Origin of the sequence: Paraglaciecola sp. MB-3u-78 (assembly GCF_002835935.1) — a bacterium.
Taxonomy (GTDB): domain Bacteria; phylum Pseudomonadota; class Gammaproteobacteria; order Enterobacterales; family Alteromonadaceae; genus Paraglaciecola.
In genome coordinates, this window is sequence record NZ_PJCF01000086.1 from 141,723 (window position 1) to 159,215 (window position 17,493).

Genomic DNA, 17,493 nt, shown 5'->3' on the forward strand with positions numbered 1-17,493 from the left:
GATCCAACGCTGTATTTGTATTAAGAAAAATACAGCGTCAAAGTTTTTTAGGGTGGGGGAAAACCGTTGTATATGTTCTCATTAATTCACTAAATCTGGTGCAACTTATTAAGCTTTCCAGATAGGACTGGCGTGCCAGCTTTTCACCCATGCAGGTAAATCATCGGGCGGCATGGGCCGGGCGATACCGAAACCCTGTCCTATCTTACAGTTCATGGATAGCAGTTTGTTGGCATGGGCCTCAGACTCTACCCCTTCGGCAATGACGCTACGACCAAAAACCTCTGCCAGACTAATAATTCCTTGCACAATGGCCAAATCATCTGGGTTGGTTAACATGTCTTGTACAAAACTCTGGTCAATTTTGAGGGAATCTGCAGGCAAGTTCTTAAGGTGAGATAAGGAAGAGTAACCGGTGCCAAAATCGTCCAGAGAAAAGTTCACTCCTAGCTTTTTACAGTCACTGATCAAAGCACTGACCTGAGTCATTCTATCTAGTCCTGAGGTCTCTAGTATCTCTAATTCAAGTTGACCTGGCTGCACATTTTGATGGGCGCCGAGTGCTGTAGTAAGTTGTTCATAGAAATGTTTGTCGTGAAGCTGGTAGGCAGCTACATTGACACTGACGGGCAAATCTAATCCCTGTTCATTCCATTGACTTATCTGAGCCAGCACCCTATTGATTATCCAGGCACCCAGCTCAATGCGGATCGGGTTGTTTTCAATAAAAGGCAGGAATTGACTTGGCTCTAATAGTCCTTTTTTTGGGTGTTTCCAGCGAATTAGCGCTTCCATACCCACTACTTTAAGAGTGCTCATATTAATCTTAGGTTGATAATGTAATAGGAACTGGTCTTGAGTGAGGGCATGGCGTACCGCATTTAGATTTTCGTATAGAATTTTGGTTTCAGTTGAGGCGTGTTCATCAAAAAAATGGTAACGATTTTTGCCACTCTCTTTGGCTACGTACATCGCCTTATCCGCTTCGCGTATGAGTAAATCGGCATTACTACCATTTTTGGGGGAAATCGCGACACCCATGCTTGCTGAAACATTTAACAAAACATCACCCAAAGCGATAGTTTCTGATGTGGCCTTTAGTAGCCGCTTAAGTATCGGCTTACAATCGTTAGGTGTTTCCAAATCATCTAACACCGCCACAAACTCATCACCGCCGATGCGTGCAAGGGTATCGCATTCACGCAGTGCATCCTTCATGTGCTGTGAGATGGAGATTAATAGTTTGTCTCCCATATCATGGCCATAAGTGTCATTAACTTGTTTAAAACCGTCCAAGTCTATATACACTACGGCTAACATCTTTAAGTGCCGCTGACATTGAATAAGCGAGATAGGCAAGCGGTCAGCTAATAACACCCGGTTAGGCAGGTTGGTTAATGAATCATAATTAGCCGCGTGCTCCAGTTGCTGCTGATTTGCCTTTGATTTTGTAATATCGGTAAATAGAGAAACGTAATGTTGAGTTTTACCCGTGATATCCCGAACAGCGCTGATGGCTTGCATTTCAAGATAAACTTCGCCATCTTTTCTCTTGTTCCACATCTCGCCATACCAGTAGGATTTTTCAAGTAGTGTGTGTTGTCTGGCTTCATAGAACTCAGGTGACTGATTGTCGGATTTAAGAATATCTGAGTTTTTGCCGAGCACTTCTATACGCGTTAAGCCTGTGATCTGTGAAAACGTATCGTTGACTTCAATAATAGTACCGCTAGCATCGGTAATCATGATGCCCTCATGGGAGTGTGAGAAGACACTCGCTGCGAGTTGCAGCTTGATCTCAGCTTTTTTACGCTCAGAAATATCGGTCAACACCAGTCGATATTCCAAATTATTATCGTCGAAACTAATATCCATCTGCACGGTTTTTTCAAGCGTGCCTGCAAGTTCAATTTCACAACCGGGTTGAATATCATGGATGTTGGAGGGCGAGAGCAAATTGTTGAATTTAAGTAGGTCTTTCTGTGCCACAAACGCTGCCAAACGTGCACCTTGTAATCTACTGCGTGCCATGTCTAATAACTTGGCAGCAGCAAAATTTGAGCGAGTAATATCCCCTTTAAGATTAAGCGTAACGTAGCCAACTGGTGCAAAATTATAGAGATCTGTGAAGCTTGCTGCAGCTATTTCAGCTGTGTTCGTTATATTAATCAGTTGCTCGTTCTGCAACTTTAATTCGATCTGGTGGACTTGTAGTTCATACAGAAGGCGTGAGGCGTCTGCAACTTCAGCAGGGGATGAAGGGTCACCGTATAGACGTGATTCTGCCTCTTTTAGTAATTTAGCATCAGTGGGTAAGCGGCGTGAGTCCTTACTCATGATTACAGTTCACTCTTAAAATTATGGTGTGAGACTTTATTGTTTCTCGCATAACACACTTCCTTAGTACTCTTTCCATATTGATAGCAGATTATGCTTAAAATATATACACTAATAGTGGAAATAATCACCACTGCACACAGGGACATAAAAATGAAAACAAAAATAAGGTGTATTGCAATAACACTATTACTCTTTTCTTTTGGCGCAAAATCGTCTGCTAATTTTAGCCAATTAGAAACTCTCTTTACTCAATGGCGAAGCTTCGAAGTCGCTCCCTTGCATGACCTTGCGCCTGATTATCGTCAAAAAACCTTTTCATATCCAAGCCAAAGAGAATTTAACCGGAAATGCTAAAGAATTATGGATAGCGGGTATACGAGATATTCAGATACAGCAGCAAGATTTACTGGATATTACGCCACAAATTGAAACAACTGCGAATGCAGCACTCATAAAAACACACCAGCAAGCCGTTCAGTCTACGGGGCAATTTATTGAATGGTTGCAACAGCAAAGTGCTACAAAAACCGGCCCTTCTGGGCTTGGAATTGAGCAGTACAGTTGGTATCAAAAACACGTACATTTGTTATCCATGACATGGGAAGATGAAGAAAGGTTACTGCGACGTGAGCTCGATAGAGCATGGTCGTCGTTAAAGTTAGAAGAACAAAGAAATATTGGATTGCCACCTTTAGTATCGGTTAAAAATGCCGAAGAATATGATCAATTAGCGAATCGTTCCGCTGAATTCTTTCTTAGGTTTTTGGAGGAAAAAAATATTGTCACTGTTGCTGATTATTTTAAACCAGCACTTTACGAAAGATTGGGCCAATTCGTGCCAGAAGCAACTCGCCACTTCTTTTACATCGGTTCACACCTTGACCCCACACCTTTATATTCGCATTTTTATCATTGGTTTGAGCTGGCTATAATGGAAAACGATCCTAATCCAAGAACCATCAGAAAAAATGCACTCTTGTATAATATTTTTGATAGTCGAAACGAAGGCACAGCTACGGCAGTAGAAGAAATATTTATGCATGCTGGATTATATGATCACAATCCCCGTGCCCGAGAAATTGTGTGGATTATGCTGGCTCAGAGGGCGGCCAGAGGTCTTGGCTCTTTGTATGCTCATGCTAACCAGATGACGATGCAACAAGCAGGTGAAATCCATATGAATTATACGCCTAGAGGATGGATGAAAACAGAACCTGATTTATTGATTTTTGAGCAACATTTATATTTACGTCAACCCGGTTACGGCACCAGTTATGTGACGGGCAAAGCTTTACTCGATACTGCCATGGCGCAAAAAGCAAAACTAGACGAAGAGCAGGGTCGTGATTTTGTGTTGAAATCTTTCTTTGACCAACTCAATAGTATCGGTGGTATACCCATTACTTTGGGGACTTGGGAATTGACGGGTAGTAAACCTGCATTTCTCATTGAGGTTGAGGAAGTTGCAAAAGCACAACAGCAATAATCAGATACTCGTGCTAGATGGCATGCTCCGGCACTTGACGTCCAGTTAAGCGGTTCAGACCACAGGAAACATACTCAATAAGCCTCGCTTTAATCTACAGAGAGCCTCTTCTAATGGGTTCATATTAAAAACCGCCTTGGTGGTTTTTTTGTATTTAAAACACACTTATCCCGTAACATTTTAATGAATTAAATTAAATTTATTTTACCCAGGTGTTATTGTAAATGTATTTTACCCGGGTATTATTGTTTTGGTTTTTTGACGATAAGAAGATGAAATGACTATTCAGTATTTGGCAATTTATAATAAAGAGGTAGTCTCTAGAGGGTCTCTTGAAGAAATAATTCACCAGGTAAAGGCGTTTGATCGCAATATTGAACCTATGGTGTTTGAAGAGGAGAGTTGCCGGAGAATCGATTTTAGTTGGTACGGTGATGCAAAAACAGTATTAGCCAATGCGTCTACTGATAACACTCACGGCAGTAAGCGCGGCCGACCGAAGCTTGGGGTTAAAGCAAAAGAAGTGACGCTATTACCTCGTCACTGGGAATGGTTGTCCACTAAGAGAGGAGGGGCATCATCGGTATTAAGGCGATTAGTTGATGAGGCACAAAAGAATGCTTCAACTGAAGATGTGATCTGTGGTCAGCAACAGCAGTTAGACAAATTTATGCTGGCCTTTTTAGGTGATGAGCCCGGCTTTGAAGAAGCAAGTCGAGCCCTATACCGAAATAGTAAAGTGAGTTTTGAAGCCGCTATTGCGTCTTGGCCTGACGAGATTAAAGGTTTTGTAATAGATAAATTTATGGGTATATCAGATTTACATAGCGGCTCGAACTCCACATGACAGATTCATCTAAAACCAATGTTTTTTGAATGCTCCTTTACCTTTTGTATTTTTTAAAACGGCAGCGCCGATTATTTTGATTATGTTGGTGAATGGCTCATTTTCACTGGTGGATGCGTATTTTCTTGGTGTGTTTGTCGGAGCTGATGCGTTAACAGCCGTTACCTCGATGTTTCCTGCGTTTATACTGATTGTTGCTCTGTCTACTTTAGTCTCAAACGGTTTTGCAAGTTTGATGGCGCGGCAGTTAGGTGCGGGTGATCGCTCTAAATCAGTGGAAACTTTCTCCCAAGCGATAAGCTTGTCGTTAGTGGTGTGCAGCTTATTGCCTTTATTTTCAAAGACAATTTAGGTGCGATGTTTGTCAGTGATCAAGTTGTTATTAAAGAAGTGGTTCGCATCTTACCCTTTACTACTTTAGCCCTTTTTCTTTTCTGAATGGGGAATATGGTACGCAGCAGCGAGTACCGAGTTTCTAGCCTTGTTTCTGACAGTCTTAGTGTTAAGTCTACGCAGTAGAAGCCATAACACTTCCTTTGGATTATTTTTTAAGGAAGAGTAAACATAAAAATTAGAAACATGTTCACCTAATGGTGAGCATGTGGGTTTTCTATCGGTTGAGATGTAAAGTTATGTAGTACCAATTGTTCTTTAGACAGGTCTAAGAATATCGCCCCTACGATATTATGTTCATTCGATACCCAGTTTTCATGTTGATGGCTATTTAACGAAATGGCGACTTGATTCACCCCGTCTTTTAGCCAACTTTTGGGTATGTGAATATCTTTCCCATAGAGCCTTTGACGTTTGATGCCATTCACAAAAACATGTGCATGGCCTTGTAAAAAACCTTCTTCAGATACAAGTGATTTAGTCGCCAAATCGGGGGCATTTAACACATAACTAGCGACTTCAATATGCACATTGACTCCATCCATTACATCTCTAAAAGCGGTTAATTCGATTTTAGGAATGGGAGTGTTTGGTCCAATCACCCTTGACTTGTGTTGATGAATTTCAACGTTTGCCCCTATGGCCAAAACACTGAAGAATATTAATGCTAAGCATCCGTAATATTTGTGTAATTTCATATTTAACCTCTAATTATTATAGGCTCGTGGAAGCTCCATTTTACTACTACTTAGACAGCTATTTGAACCGTCAGTTGTGTCACAAGATGCTACCGTTCTATCTTCTAATTCACCAGAAAAAGGTAAACTAGCTCAACATCTGAGATTGAGGATATTTTATGTGAGTAGATTTTAATGATTGCCCAAAGGGCAATCATTAAATAAAGCTTATATCATATTGAATGGGTGACTATGGAGGAGGACCCATCATAGTGTCACCAGAGTCACAAGAAGCAACAGCGTTGTCTTCTAGTTCACCCGCAAAACGTAAACCAATTACATAAGGGAATGCAGGTGAGTATGTGCCGTCACCGTCATCACTCAAAGTAATATGGTAATGATAACCACGGTCATCATCTGAATGTGCATTATATTGGTCAAGGTACTCGCCACCTAATGCGGTTAGTTCGCTGTCCCAATAATAATCATCATAATAATAGCCATTAGTCGCGGTTAACTCGTTACCAGACAAAGTGCTGACAGTTTCATCAAAAGCAGGACCATCGGTAGCAGTTTCTGTACCAAGAGACACATCATATGCGTCAACCATGGTGCAGCTTCGCGTTCCGTCATCACAGCCAGTTTCGGTAGTAGATGAAGAATAATCACGAGTTGTCCAAGCGCTAACGGCTAACACACCATCTGATTCCCAAGGACCATAAATAGGGTAACCATCAGCTGCGTAACCATAAATAGGAGAATGTCCATCACCATCGTCACCTAATAAGGTCGCTAAACAACTGGTATAGAAATGATGATGATAATCACCATTAGCAGAGTGACCGCCACAAACATCTACGTCATATTGTTCGGCAACAGGTGCTAGGTTTAACCAGGTACCATCTTGCGCATAACTCATGCCGTCGCTCCAGTTATAGATAGAGCTGCCGTTGACCATAAGACCCACTTTACCTAAGCCGTTTTCGCACACTTCAGTAGTGGGAGTTGGCTCAGTTGGGAAATACACTTCTCTTTCATCAGCTTTTGGGCAAGCAGGACCTTTAGGCCAGTAACCATAACCACCTGTGGTATCGCAATTGTCACCGGTGCTGATGTAACCGATATCTGCACCAAACTCGACTACGTCGCCTGCAACAGCAGTTGTAGCACCATCAGTGAAATCAGAACTTGCTTTAGGACGAGCATTTAAGGTGTCCACTATGTCTTGAGTAATAGTCACGTCATATTCTGGAATTCCCTGAGTGGTGACAACTGTGTAGGTCGCGCCGTTAACAGTTTCTTCAGTGACAGATTGAACATCTACAAGTATGCCTTCACCGGTACTCGCATCAGTGATATTAGTGGATACAGCATCAGTGTCGTTGATTATCCAGATATCACTTTCGGTAGTTGTAGTACCTTCAGCTTCAACGGTAACTGATACTGAATCGATGACCACGTCATTTACGCCATCATCTACAGACACTTCAAATACTAGAGTTTCATATTCACTTACAGTCGGTGCTGTAAAAGTAGTACTAGCAGATGCGCTGTCGCTTAAAGTGACTTCTGTGCCAGAAGATTGAGTCCAAACAATTGTGTAGTCACTATCATCATCGGTAATAGTCGCTGTTAGGGTTACTGATGTAGCTGAGTCGACAGTTTGATCAGCTCCTGCATTCAATGTAGGAGCTGTGTTTACCACAACGCCGGTGCCGTCATCATCATCGTCATTATCAGACGAGTCGGAGCTACAAGCCCCTAAAATAACACACAGCAATAACATGCTCGTGTACTTGGTCAATAGTGAAACTGATGGTTTCATGGTTAGCTGTACCTTTTAAATTAATCTAGGATTTAAAATATAACAGGCAATTGTGCAAACATTATGGATGTACAGGTTTGATTTTTATAAAATTGGTATTTTAATTTATACATCATCTTATTTGAATAAGAGTGCGAGTGTATGATTTATACTATAAATTAGATTTTACTCACCTAAAAAGATGTTGAATGTCTATTAAATCTCTCCCTAAATACAGCGTGTTAGTCGTAGACGATAGGGCTGATGTACGGATCAGTGCGCGTTTTGTACTTGAAGATAATCAGTATCAAGTCACTGAAGCTGAAAGTCCCGCTATGGCTAAAGAATTAATCAAACAGCATCAGATTGATTTAGTGTTATTGGATATGAATTATTCTCGGGACACCACTTCTGGGGAGGAGGGGCTTGAGTTGTTGGCATGGCTGAATAAAGCCGAACTGGGTATTCCCGCCATAGCGATGACGGCTTGGTCTAATGTCGAGCTAGCAGTTAAAGCAATGCAATTAGGAGCTGGGGACTTTCTCGAAAAGCCATGGAAGAATCAACGTCTGCTGCAAGTGGTCGCACAACAAATCAAAGTTAGCGCTCTTAAAAAACAAAATCAAAAACTTCAGCAACGATTAGATAACTCTGAGGTTGAAAAAGGTGATTATCAATGGCTTTCACCTTGTATGGACGAGTTGATGCAGCAAGTTAATAGCGTGGCCAGTGCTAATGTTGGCATATTACTCACCGGTGATAACGGCACAGGTAAAAGCCAATTGGCTAGCTATATTCATGCACAATCTCAAGTCAGTAGTGGGCCTTTTATTGCGGTTAATATGGGCGCTATTTCAGAGTCTCTATTTGAAAGTGAAATGTTTGGGCACACCAAAGGCGCTTTCACCGATGCTAAATCTAGCCGAATAGGTCGCTTCGAATTGGCCAAGAATGGCACCTTGTTTTTGGATGAAATTGCCAATATTCCATTGTCACAGCAAGCAAAATTATTACGGGTATTAGAAACAGGTGAATATGAGGTATTAGGCTCTAGCCAGACTCAATTCACCTCAATACGTTTGATTAGCGCAACTAACAGCAATTTTAAACAGTTGATTGAAAAAGAGTTATTTCGTGAAGACTTATTCTATCGGATCAATACCATCGAATTTAGGGTGCCGTCTCTGAAAGAGCGCACTTTGGATATCGTACCTTTGGCTGAATATTTTATGGCGATGTACTGTAAAAAGTACTCAAAATCGAGTATTAATCTGAGCTCCGAGGCTATTTGTGCTCTGCAGGACTATCACTGGCCAGGTAATATTCGTGAGTTGAGCCATTTGATGGAAAGAGCGGTATTGCTGTGTAGGGATGACGTGTTGTCTGTCAGCGCCCTCAATATTAAACCTAGTCAACTTGCCACTGCATCGAGTGCCGATTTACCTATGATGACCTTAGAAAAGGCTGAAAAACAACTTATCACTCAGGCGCTTGATCAGGTCAGTCAACATGTACCTAAAGCCGCCAAATTATTAGGTCTCACTAAATCGTCACTTTACCGAAGATTAGAAAAATATGCCGATCTTCAAAAGTAAAAGTTTAAGCGCTTATATTCTTGCTGTTTTAGGGGGGGTTGCCTTACTGTTTTTACTTTCTGTATTCTGGATTTTAGTTGTCGCAGATTGGCAAGCTTGGAATATCGGTTTGACTTTGGTGGTACTGGGTTTGTTTTTGTTCATGGGAATTATGCGGTTTAAACATAGGGTGATGTCATCTTTTGACCGTGCGCTTTTGCATATCGAAGCGGTAAAAGTGGAGGACTATAATCAATACGCCAAGTCTGAATTCAAAGAGGGGGTAACGGCTAACTTTCACAATGAACTGACCATGCTCAGTGAGAAAATGCAGACCCACAAATCACAATATGACCAACATGCTTTGCTGTTGTATCAATTGATTGATCAATTAGATACACCTATGTTGGTGTTTAATCAAAAGCAAAAATTGACCTATGCCAATGCCGCATTTTCGACCTTGTTTGGTCAGCCTTGGCAAATGTATCGGCTCGCTTCGCCTAAATTACTTGGGTTGATTTACACGGCTAAAGGCTGGCATTTGCCCAGTAAAGATCAGCAATGGCATGTCAGCCAAAGTGCGTTTATTGATAGCGGCGAAAGCCACCAACTTCTGGTATTTACCAATATAGACTCAGCTATTCGTGCCAGTCAGCTGCATGCGTGGCAACAAATCATTCGGGTTATGGGCCATGAAATTCGTAATTCCCTCACGCCGGTGTCTTCCTTAGCTGAAAGTCTTGGGAGTAAATTAAACTCGACTAGGGAAAAACAAGCATTAGCCGTTATTTCAGAGCGTTGCCATCATTTACAGGATTTTGTAAATCGATACTCCTCTTTGTCTCAAACTCTAAATTTGGAGTTACAACAAATCAACGTAGCGATGTTTGTAGAGCGCCTAAAAGGTTTGTTTTCGCAAAATAACCTGATTTTTGCTAATAAGTCACAGTGGTTGTGGGCAGATCCAACGTTTATTGAGCAAGTGTTTATTAATCTATTAAAAAACGCTTTTGAAGCACAAGCGACACAAGTCAAAATTGAAATGACTGAAAAGGCCCAAAAATCGTTGCTCAAAATTATCGACGATGGCCATGGCTTGGCCAACACAGAGAATCTGTTTGTACCTTTATTTACCACAAAACAACAAGGGCAGGGCATAGGACTCACTTTTTGCCGTAACATTGTAGAACAACATGGTGGTTCAATAGAGATTAAGAATAATGCAGCACCAGCCAAAGGTATGACTGTATTTATTGCATTACCTCTTTCTGCGTCACCTCCTCCTCAATCTCTTTAGACTTTTTCAACACACGTTACATTTCGATATCGGACTTATCTGGTCCGATATCGGACAAAATTTTGAGTCTTATACTTTTCATATATCCTAACCACCTGTAATTAAAGGTTTTTATTGGTTGGCATGACTCTTGATATAGCTCGGATATCAATGCCGAAAATAACTGAGCTAAAAAATAAAATGGATGTAGTGAAAACCAAAAAAACGTCTTCTTTCAAACCTACCAAAGGCAATTTGCTGTTAGGTTTGATTGTGGTGATTGGGATACTGATATATTTTGCTGTTGGCAAAAATGGTGCTATGTCTGTTGCAAGAGAAAACCTGTTAATTGAGACAGTCCAACAAGGTGACTTAGAGGTCATTATCGAGGGTTATGGCACGTTAACATCAGCTAAACAGCAACTGATTACTTCGTTTTCACCCGCGACAGTGAAGGAGATTGTGCTTAAGCCGGGTGCACACGTTAGTGCCAATAGTGTGATCGTGCGTTTGGAAAACCCAGAGTTAGTGTTGCAAGTTGAAAACGCAGAGCAGGAATTGATACAGGTGCAGGCAAATTTGCGTCAATTGAAACTCAATAATCAACGTGAAATTCTCAATGAGTCAGCAAACTTGGCGGAAATTACCGCACGTTTTGATGCCGCTGCACTGAAACGTACAGCAGAAGAAAAGTTGGTTAAACAAGGCATAGTGTCACAACTTACTTTTCAACAATCTGAGTTGGATGAAAGGCAGCTTAAGCAACGTATCGCTATTCTTAAAGAGCGTATCGACCAACTCGAATTGGTCCACGAGGAATCGGTTAATATTCAACTTGAGCGAATAAAACAACAACATGGCCGCTTGAATATAGCACAATCGCGTTTGGAAAAGCTGATGGTAACAGCGGGTTTTGACGGGGTGTTACAACGCTTGTCAGTGGAGTTAGGTCAAAGTCTCGCGGCTGGACAAGAGGTAGCGCTAATCGGCAGTGTCACAGATTTAATTGCGCTTATTCGTGTGCCCCAAAGTCAAGCACAGCTAATCACTATTGGTAAAACGGCAATCATCGATACCCGCCGAGACAAAATCCAAGGTGTGGTCAGTCGCATCGACCCTGTCGTTGATAATAATACAGTCGAAATAGAAATTAAATTACCTGCCTCGTTACCCGCCAGCGCAAGGCCACAACTCAGTGTGGACGGCGTCATAGTGGCCGACACATTACTAAACGTTAAGTATATCAAGCGCCCAGCGGGTGCGAAGTCAAATACCAGTTCATCACTGTATCGATTGGATACTCAGGCAAACGCCACCACTCAAGATTTACGTTTCGGGGTGCAAGCCGGACAATTTATTCAAATATTGACAGGCGCATCGGTAGGCGAAAAATTCATTATTTCAGATTTGTCGAATCTTCAGGCGTCCAGTCAAACCATTAGCATTGACTAGAATCCTAATGAATAACATAAAGATCAATAACTTAAAAATAAATAAAGGGAAACACTTATGAGCGATATTAAAATTCAAATGAAAAACATCTCTAAGGTTTTTGAAACAGATGAGCTAGAAACTCACGCCTTAAAGAATATCGATATCACCATAAATTCAGGGGACTATGTGTCGATTTCAGGCCCTTCTGGTTGCGGTAAGTCGACTTTGTTATCCATTTTAGGTTTATTAGATATGCCCACAAGTGGCGAATATTTTATCGAAGGCACAAACGTTACCGAGTTGTCTCTGGATCAAGCAGCAGAAATCCGTAACAGTAAAATTGGGTTTATTTTTCAGTCGTTTAATTTGATTGATGAATTATCAGTTTTCGATAACGTGGCTTTACCCTTGCGTTACAAAACAAAAGTGCCCAGTGACAAAGAGATTTCAGACCGTGTGCATGAATGCCTTGAATTAGTCGATATGAGTCACCGCTCTAGTCATAAGCCGAATCAACTGTCTGGTGGGCAACAACAACGTATCGCCATCGCTCGTGCTCTAGTTGCCAATCCCGCTATTTTGCTGGTGGATGAGCCTACAGGTAACTTGGACTCTAAAAGTGGCGATCAAGTGATGGATGTACTGGAAAAGCTTAACGACAGCGGCACGACTATTTGTATGGTAACCCATGACCCTCGTTATGCTGATATGGCCAATATTCAGCTTAAATTATTAGACGGTTCAATTTTAACTTCCCCAGAGTTGCGGGAGGCGGTATGAGCCAATTCCTTTACCAACAAAAACAAGCGTGGGCCAGTCTCAAGAAAAAAGTCGGTTTTGTGGCAACAGTAGTGACTACTATGGGTACAACCTTAGGGGCATTGCTGTGCGTTCTTACATTAGGTTACTTATTGATTGTTGAGCCTTTGCCTTATCCTGAACAAGAAACCTTATATAAGGTAATACATGCTATAGGCGATAAAACTGGGGAGACCAATGCCACGGCATTTACCTATCCAGGGCTGATTCATTTATACAAAAATCAAGATGTGTTTGAGAATGCGGCCTTGATTCAATATGGCCAAGATGTACTCACGTCTTTGCCAAACCAACCCACTCTAAGCACCGGTTATGCCACACCAGAGTGGTTTGAGCTATTAGGTGCGAAAATGCAGATGGGTCGTGCTTTTGAAGCCACTGAAGCATTGGATACCTTTAATCCAGTCGCGGTTATTAGTTACAAAACATGGCAAGACGAATTCGCATCTGCCGCTGATATGCTTGATAAAAAAGTCTCTTTCAGTGGTGTGAGTTATCGCGTAATAGGTGTTTTGGGCGAAAATTTTGTAGAGCCACAAATCAGGCAGACTGGACTCAATGTGGGAATGTGGTTTCCTTGGGATTACAACCTTGATGTACGATTTAAAGAACGTTGGGGCAATATCAGCGGTGCTTTGACCTTCGTAGGTAAACTAAAAGACACCCTAAGTGCAGCACAAGCAGAGCAAATAATCACACCATTAGTGAACGACACTTGGGTTGAAAATGTGGCTTCTATTCCATTTTTTAGCGGTTGGTCAATCCAAATGAAGCTTGAGTCTTTTCAAACCGCTATCGTAGGTGACAGTCAAAACACCGTGTATAAATTGTTGGCTGGTGTGTTTGGTTTAGTATTAATTGCTTTTGCCAATATCGCTAATTTGTTTATGTCTCGTACGGCCGAACAACAAAGGCAGTTAGCCATTTATGCTGCGCTGGGTGCTAAAAAGTCGCATTTATTCCGTGGCTTATTGGCCGAGTCAGGATTATTAATGTTTCTTTCGATATTGGTGGCACTCGTCATCGCGTCTTTGGGCTTTTCTTTATTACAAGTAAACTTAGCCTCTGAGTTGCCCCGCATCAATGAACTTGGGTTAAATATTGTGACTGTTATCACCTCGATAATTCTAGCCCTAACCTTCGCACTGCTATTCGCTTTTCTGAGTAGTAAGATGATTAATTACCGTGCCCTTAATTCAATGCTGCAAGCCAGTGGCAAAGGCACAGGTGTACAGGTGTCTAAGCGTTTTAGACAAGGATTAATTGTGAGCCAAGTGGCGATAGCAACGGTATTGGTTTTTGCCAACATCACACTGTTTAAAGAAGCGGTAGACACGATTACACAACCTTCTGGATACAGTGTGGATAATATGACACAAATGGGTTTGTCAGTTTCAGCGCCAGAATTTCCACCCGAAGAAGAAGTCGCTGCCGCTATGCTCGAACTCAAGAAAAAGCTTTTAGAACTCCCCCAAGTTGAAAGCATTTCCCAATCTGGTTCTGTTTTAAGTGGTTTTGGTTTGTGGGCATTGACTGCTGTGGCTTCAGGAGAAAATTTTACGCCTGAGAGTGCGACTGCAAGTCATAACTACTTCACTATGATTGGCCAAGAGCTGCTTGAGGGGGATTATTTTAGTGAAGCTGATATCTCAGACGGAAATCGGGTGATGATAGTCAACGATGTATTTGCCAAACGCCTGAATCCCAATGGCAGTGCACTAGGCTTACAGCTTTCACCTGGAGGTAGTGATCCTTACACCATTATCGGTGTTGTGAAAGGAGTAAAAATGCCCGCTCAATATGACATGCCAATGCGCGTTTACACCTCCGCAGGTTTGGCCAATACACAAATGACCCTTAAGTTACGTGATGGGCAAAGTGTTAGTCGGGAGCAAGTAGTCACCGCTATTAACGAAGTGAGTAGTTTATATGCGTTATTTAGTTTGCAAACATTAGAAAGCGAAAAAAAGAGGCGGCTATTCACTCAATATACTACTGCAGCTACTACCTCGGCACTGGCCATTATCACGCTGTTTTTAGCCAGTGTTGGTCTGTATGGCATCTTAAGTTACGGCACACAAATGCGCAGGTTTGAGTTGGGTACACGAATGGCAATTGGTGCCAAACGCAAAGATTTGGTGGGCTTGATTATTAAAGACAATGTGTGGGTGATTGTGCTGGGCGTGGCTTCAAGCATAGCAGTAATGTTGGGCGTCTATATCGGTTACAAAGAAATATTGTCGGTTTATATGAGTGTTGATTTGTTACCCATATTTATGTCAACCATATTATCTATTGCCTTATTGTCACTTTTTGCCTGTTATTGGCCGCTACGCCGGTACATCAATCATCCTGCAATACATTCGTTGCGTGGTAGTGACTAGGAGGATATTAGGATGAATCAATCTGTATCTTTACTGAAACAAGCTTGGGCAAGTCTCAAAGGTAAACCTGGGTTTGTTGCAGCCGTTGTCACGACAATGAGCTTAACTATGGGCGCACTTTTATGTGTGCTGACGTTGGCATATTTATTATTGCTATCACCCCTTCCTTACCCAGCAAGTGACAGCCTATATACAGTTGAACATAACCTGATTGGTAAAGACGGTGATGTCGACGGCACGGCCTTTACCTATCCTAATCTAATGCACCTGTACGCCAAACAGACCAATTTTAGTGATTTAACCTTGATGTATTACGATGCGGATGTGCTGGTTTCTAAGCCGTCTCATCCCACCCTACCCATTTCTTTTGTTACGCCCCAGTGGTTTTCACTGTTGGGAACCGAGTTGGCCATTGGGCGAGGCTTTGAGCAGACAGAATCTCTTAATACTTACCATCCGGTTGCAGTATTGAGCTACCAAACCTGGAAAAACGAATTCGCACTCGATGCGGATATTTTGTCAAAAAAAGTACAGTTTGGTGAGGTGAGTTATCGCATTATTGGGGTGCTCAGTGAAAAATTCATTGAGCCTCAAATCTATGGTGTGGGTATTAAATCCCAAGTATTTTTACCTTGGGATTACAACTCTATTAGCCCAAGTGAGCGCAAAAAATGGGGGAACGATGATGGTGGTTTGATGGTGCTGGGTAAATTGAAGTCAGGTTATTCACCCGCTCAGGTTGCACAACAACTTGCTACATTAGTGAGTGATAACTGGCAACAACAGGTGGCTGGGCATCAATTTTTTAACGGTTGGAGTATTGGCATAAAATTACACACCTTGGAGTCGGTTATTCTGGGCAAGAGCCAGAACACAGTCTATTTATTGATTGCCGGTGTGTTTGGTTTAGTGCTGATTGCCTGTACCAATATCGCAAATTTGTTTATGTCACGTACGGTTGAGCGTAGCCGACAAACCGCTATCTACGCGGCATTAGGCGCCTCTCGTAAGCAGTTATTTAAAACTTTGTTAGCAGAATCTATATTACTGGTGGGGTTAGCTACGTTTATTGCTTTGTATATTGCTTCAATAGGATTCAAAGGCATGCAGTTGTTTTTAAATCATTATTTACCCAGAATTGACGAGTTGTCTTTGCATTTTAGTACCCTTGCCTGCGCCTTGATTTTGATGCTGGTATTTGCGTTATTTTTTGCTTATCTAAGCATGCGTATGATTGACTACCGTGCGTTAAATCAATCTATGCAAAGCGGCAGTAAAGGAGGCGGCATACAAGTATCTAAGAAAGTCAGGCAGGGCTTAGTGCTGTGCCAAATCGCCATTGTGACAGTGTTAGTATTTATCAATATTGTATTGTTCAATGAATCCGTTACCACAATCAATCGGCCCTCAGGATTTGCAACAAAGGATATTTCCTTCTTAGTGATCTCTTTGCCTGCCGTTAGTGAATCCCAACAGGCCGGATTAGTGGCAAATGTGACTGACCTTAGGAATAAATTAGCTGCATTGCCTCAGGTAGAAGACGTAAGTCAGTCTATGGCACCTATGCCCTTTTTTACGTTAGCACTGAGTCACTTGGGCGGCGAAGAGCGTTATTCAATGAGAGCTAAAGATGTCGATCACGCCTATTTCCAATTGATTAAGCAACCGTTATTGGCAGGTAATTATTTCAGCGAAGCCGATATCAAAGATGAAAATAATGTCATGATAATAAATGACGTTTTCGCTAAGCAGCTCGCGCACGATGGTAACGCCCTTGGTTTGAAATTTGATAATGGTGCAACTGTTGTGGGGGTTGTTAAAGGCACATTGTTACCAGGACAAAGCAGTATTGAACCACGTTTCTATTTTCCCGCCTCACCCGCTAGAAATATGTTTTTAGTCAAAACCAAAGTCGGCCAAGTTATCACCCGCGAGCAAGTAGTGAGGGTTTTACTACAAGTGTCCAGTGAGCTAAAACTTTTTAGCTTGTCCACATTAGACTCCCGCCGTGTTGCACGTTTGTTTGCACAATACACCACAGCCGTTACCAGCGGAGCCTTAGCGGTTATCACTTTTCTGCTGGCCGGAATAGGCCTGTATGGGATTTTGAGTTACAGCACCCAAATGCGGCGATTTGAAATAGGCACCCGATTAGCAATAGGTGCTAAACGCAGGGATGTGGTCAAACTGATTGTAAAAGATAATGCTTCGATGATCTTACTTGGGATGCTGACTAGCGTGTTGGTTTTGCTGGCGTTGTATTTAGGAGTTAACGATAGTTTAAACGCCTATCTAAGTGGCAATCTAATTCTTGCTTTTGTTCTGACTGTTGCACCTATTACTCTGTTGTCACTTTTTGCCTGTTATTGGCCGCTTCGAAAATACATCAATCAACCTGTTATCCATTCATTGCGTGGTAGTGATTAACGAGGTTTTTGAGTGTGTAACCGGCGATTTTA

At 41.9% G+C, this 17,493-nt stretch carries 12 protein-coding genes; 9 read left to right on the forward strand and 3 right to left on the reverse strand.

The window, feature by feature from the left end; translation table 11 throughout:
* Positions 1-108: 108 nt before the first annotated feature.
* Positions 109-2,337 carry an EAL domain-containing protein gene (locus CXF95_RS26995; protein ID WP_232788067.1) on the reverse strand — a complete coding sequence of 743 codons (2,229 nt, stop codon included), beginning with the start codon at positions 2,335-2,337 and terminating at the stop codon, positions 109-111.
* Positions 2,338-2,620: 283 nt separating this feature from the next.
* Here CXF95_RS26995 and CXF95_RS27000 point away from each other — a divergent pair, with 283 nt between their 5' ends.
* From CXF95_RS27000 to CXF95_RS30140, 3 genes are all read left to right on the forward strand, one after another.
* Positions 2,621-3,826: a DUF885 domain-containing protein gene (locus CXF95_RS27000; RefSeq protein ID WP_232788068.1), complete on the forward strand. Its 1,206-nt coding sequence runs from the start codon at positions 2,621-2,623 to the stop codon at positions 3,824-3,826.
* 277 nt (positions 3,827-4,103) lie between these two features.
* Positions 4,104-4,673 (forward strand): DUF2239 family protein, encoded by a 570-nt coding sequence (locus CXF95_RS27005; protein WP_101201510.1) that lies wholly within the window; start codon positions 4,104-4,106, stop codon positions 4,671-4,673.
* 25 nt (positions 4,674-4,698) lie between these two features.
* On the forward strand, positions 4,699-5,025 hold the full coding sequence (locus CXF95_RS30140) for an MATE family efflux transporter (RefSeq protein ID WP_198556726.1): 327 nt from the start codon (positions 4,699-4,701) through the stop codon (positions 5,023-5,025).
* Positions 5,026-5,260: 235 nt separating this feature from the next.
* Here CXF95_RS30140 and CXF95_RS27015 read toward each other — a convergent pair whose 3' ends face one another.
* Both CXF95_RS27015 and CXF95_RS27020 read right to left on the reverse strand, forming a co-directional pair.
* The gene (locus CXF95_RS27015) at positions 5,261-5,764 is read right to left on the reverse strand and encodes a hypothetical protein (protein ID WP_232788069.1); all 504 of its coding nucleotides are present in this window, start codon (positions 5,762-5,764) and stop codon (positions 5,261-5,263) included.
* Between the two features lie 229 nt (positions 5,765-5,993).
* A complete protein-coding gene (locus tag CXF95_RS27020; protein WP_101201511.1) occupies positions 5,994-7,568 on the reverse strand; it encodes a YHYH protein in 1,575 nt (524 codons plus the stop codon).
* Positions 7,569-7,756: 188 nt separating this feature from the next.
* On the opposite strand from CXF95_RS27020, the gene CXF95_RS27025 reads away from it, so the two are divergent.
* From CXF95_RS27025 to CXF95_RS27050, 6 genes are all read left to right on the forward strand, one after another.
* Positions 7,757-9,142 (forward strand): sigma-54 dependent transcriptional regulator, encoded by a 1,386-nt coding sequence (locus tag CXF95_RS27025; protein ID WP_101201512.1) that lies wholly within the window; start codon positions 7,757-7,759, stop codon positions 9,140-9,142.
* Complete coding sequence (locus tag CXF95_RS27030) at positions 9,123-10,418, forward strand: PAS domain-containing sensor histidine kinase (protein WP_101201513.1); 1,296 nt, start codon at positions 9,123-9,125, stop codon at positions 10,416-10,418. The genes CXF95_RS27025 and CXF95_RS27030 overlap by 20 nt, the downstream gene beginning before the upstream one ends.
* A 150-nt stretch (positions 10,419-10,568) precedes the next feature.
* Complete coding sequence (locus CXF95_RS27035; protein ID WP_232788070.1) at positions 10,569-11,849, forward strand: efflux RND transporter periplasmic adaptor subunit; 1,281 nt, start codon at positions 10,569-10,571, stop codon at positions 11,847-11,849.
* A gap of 57 nt (positions 11,850-11,906) precedes the next feature.
* Positions 11,907-12,611, forward strand: a complete 705-nt coding sequence (locus tag CXF95_RS27040; protein ID WP_101201514.1) for an ABC transporter ATP-binding protein — start codon at positions 11,907-11,909, stop codon at positions 12,609-12,611.
* Positions 12,608-15,034, forward strand: coding sequence for an ABC transporter permease (locus CXF95_RS27045; protein ID WP_101201515.1), 2,427 nt, complete (start codon positions 12,608-12,610; stop codon positions 15,032-15,034). Before CXF95_RS27040 ends, CXF95_RS27045 begins: the two co-directional genes overlap by 4 nt.
* Before the next feature lie 12 nt (positions 15,035-15,046).
* On the forward strand, positions 15,047-17,461 hold the full coding sequence (locus CXF95_RS27050) for an ABC transporter permease (protein ID WP_101201516.1): 2,415 nt from the start codon (positions 15,047-15,049) through the stop codon (positions 17,459-17,461).
* Positions 17,462-17,493: the final 32 nt, after the last annotated feature.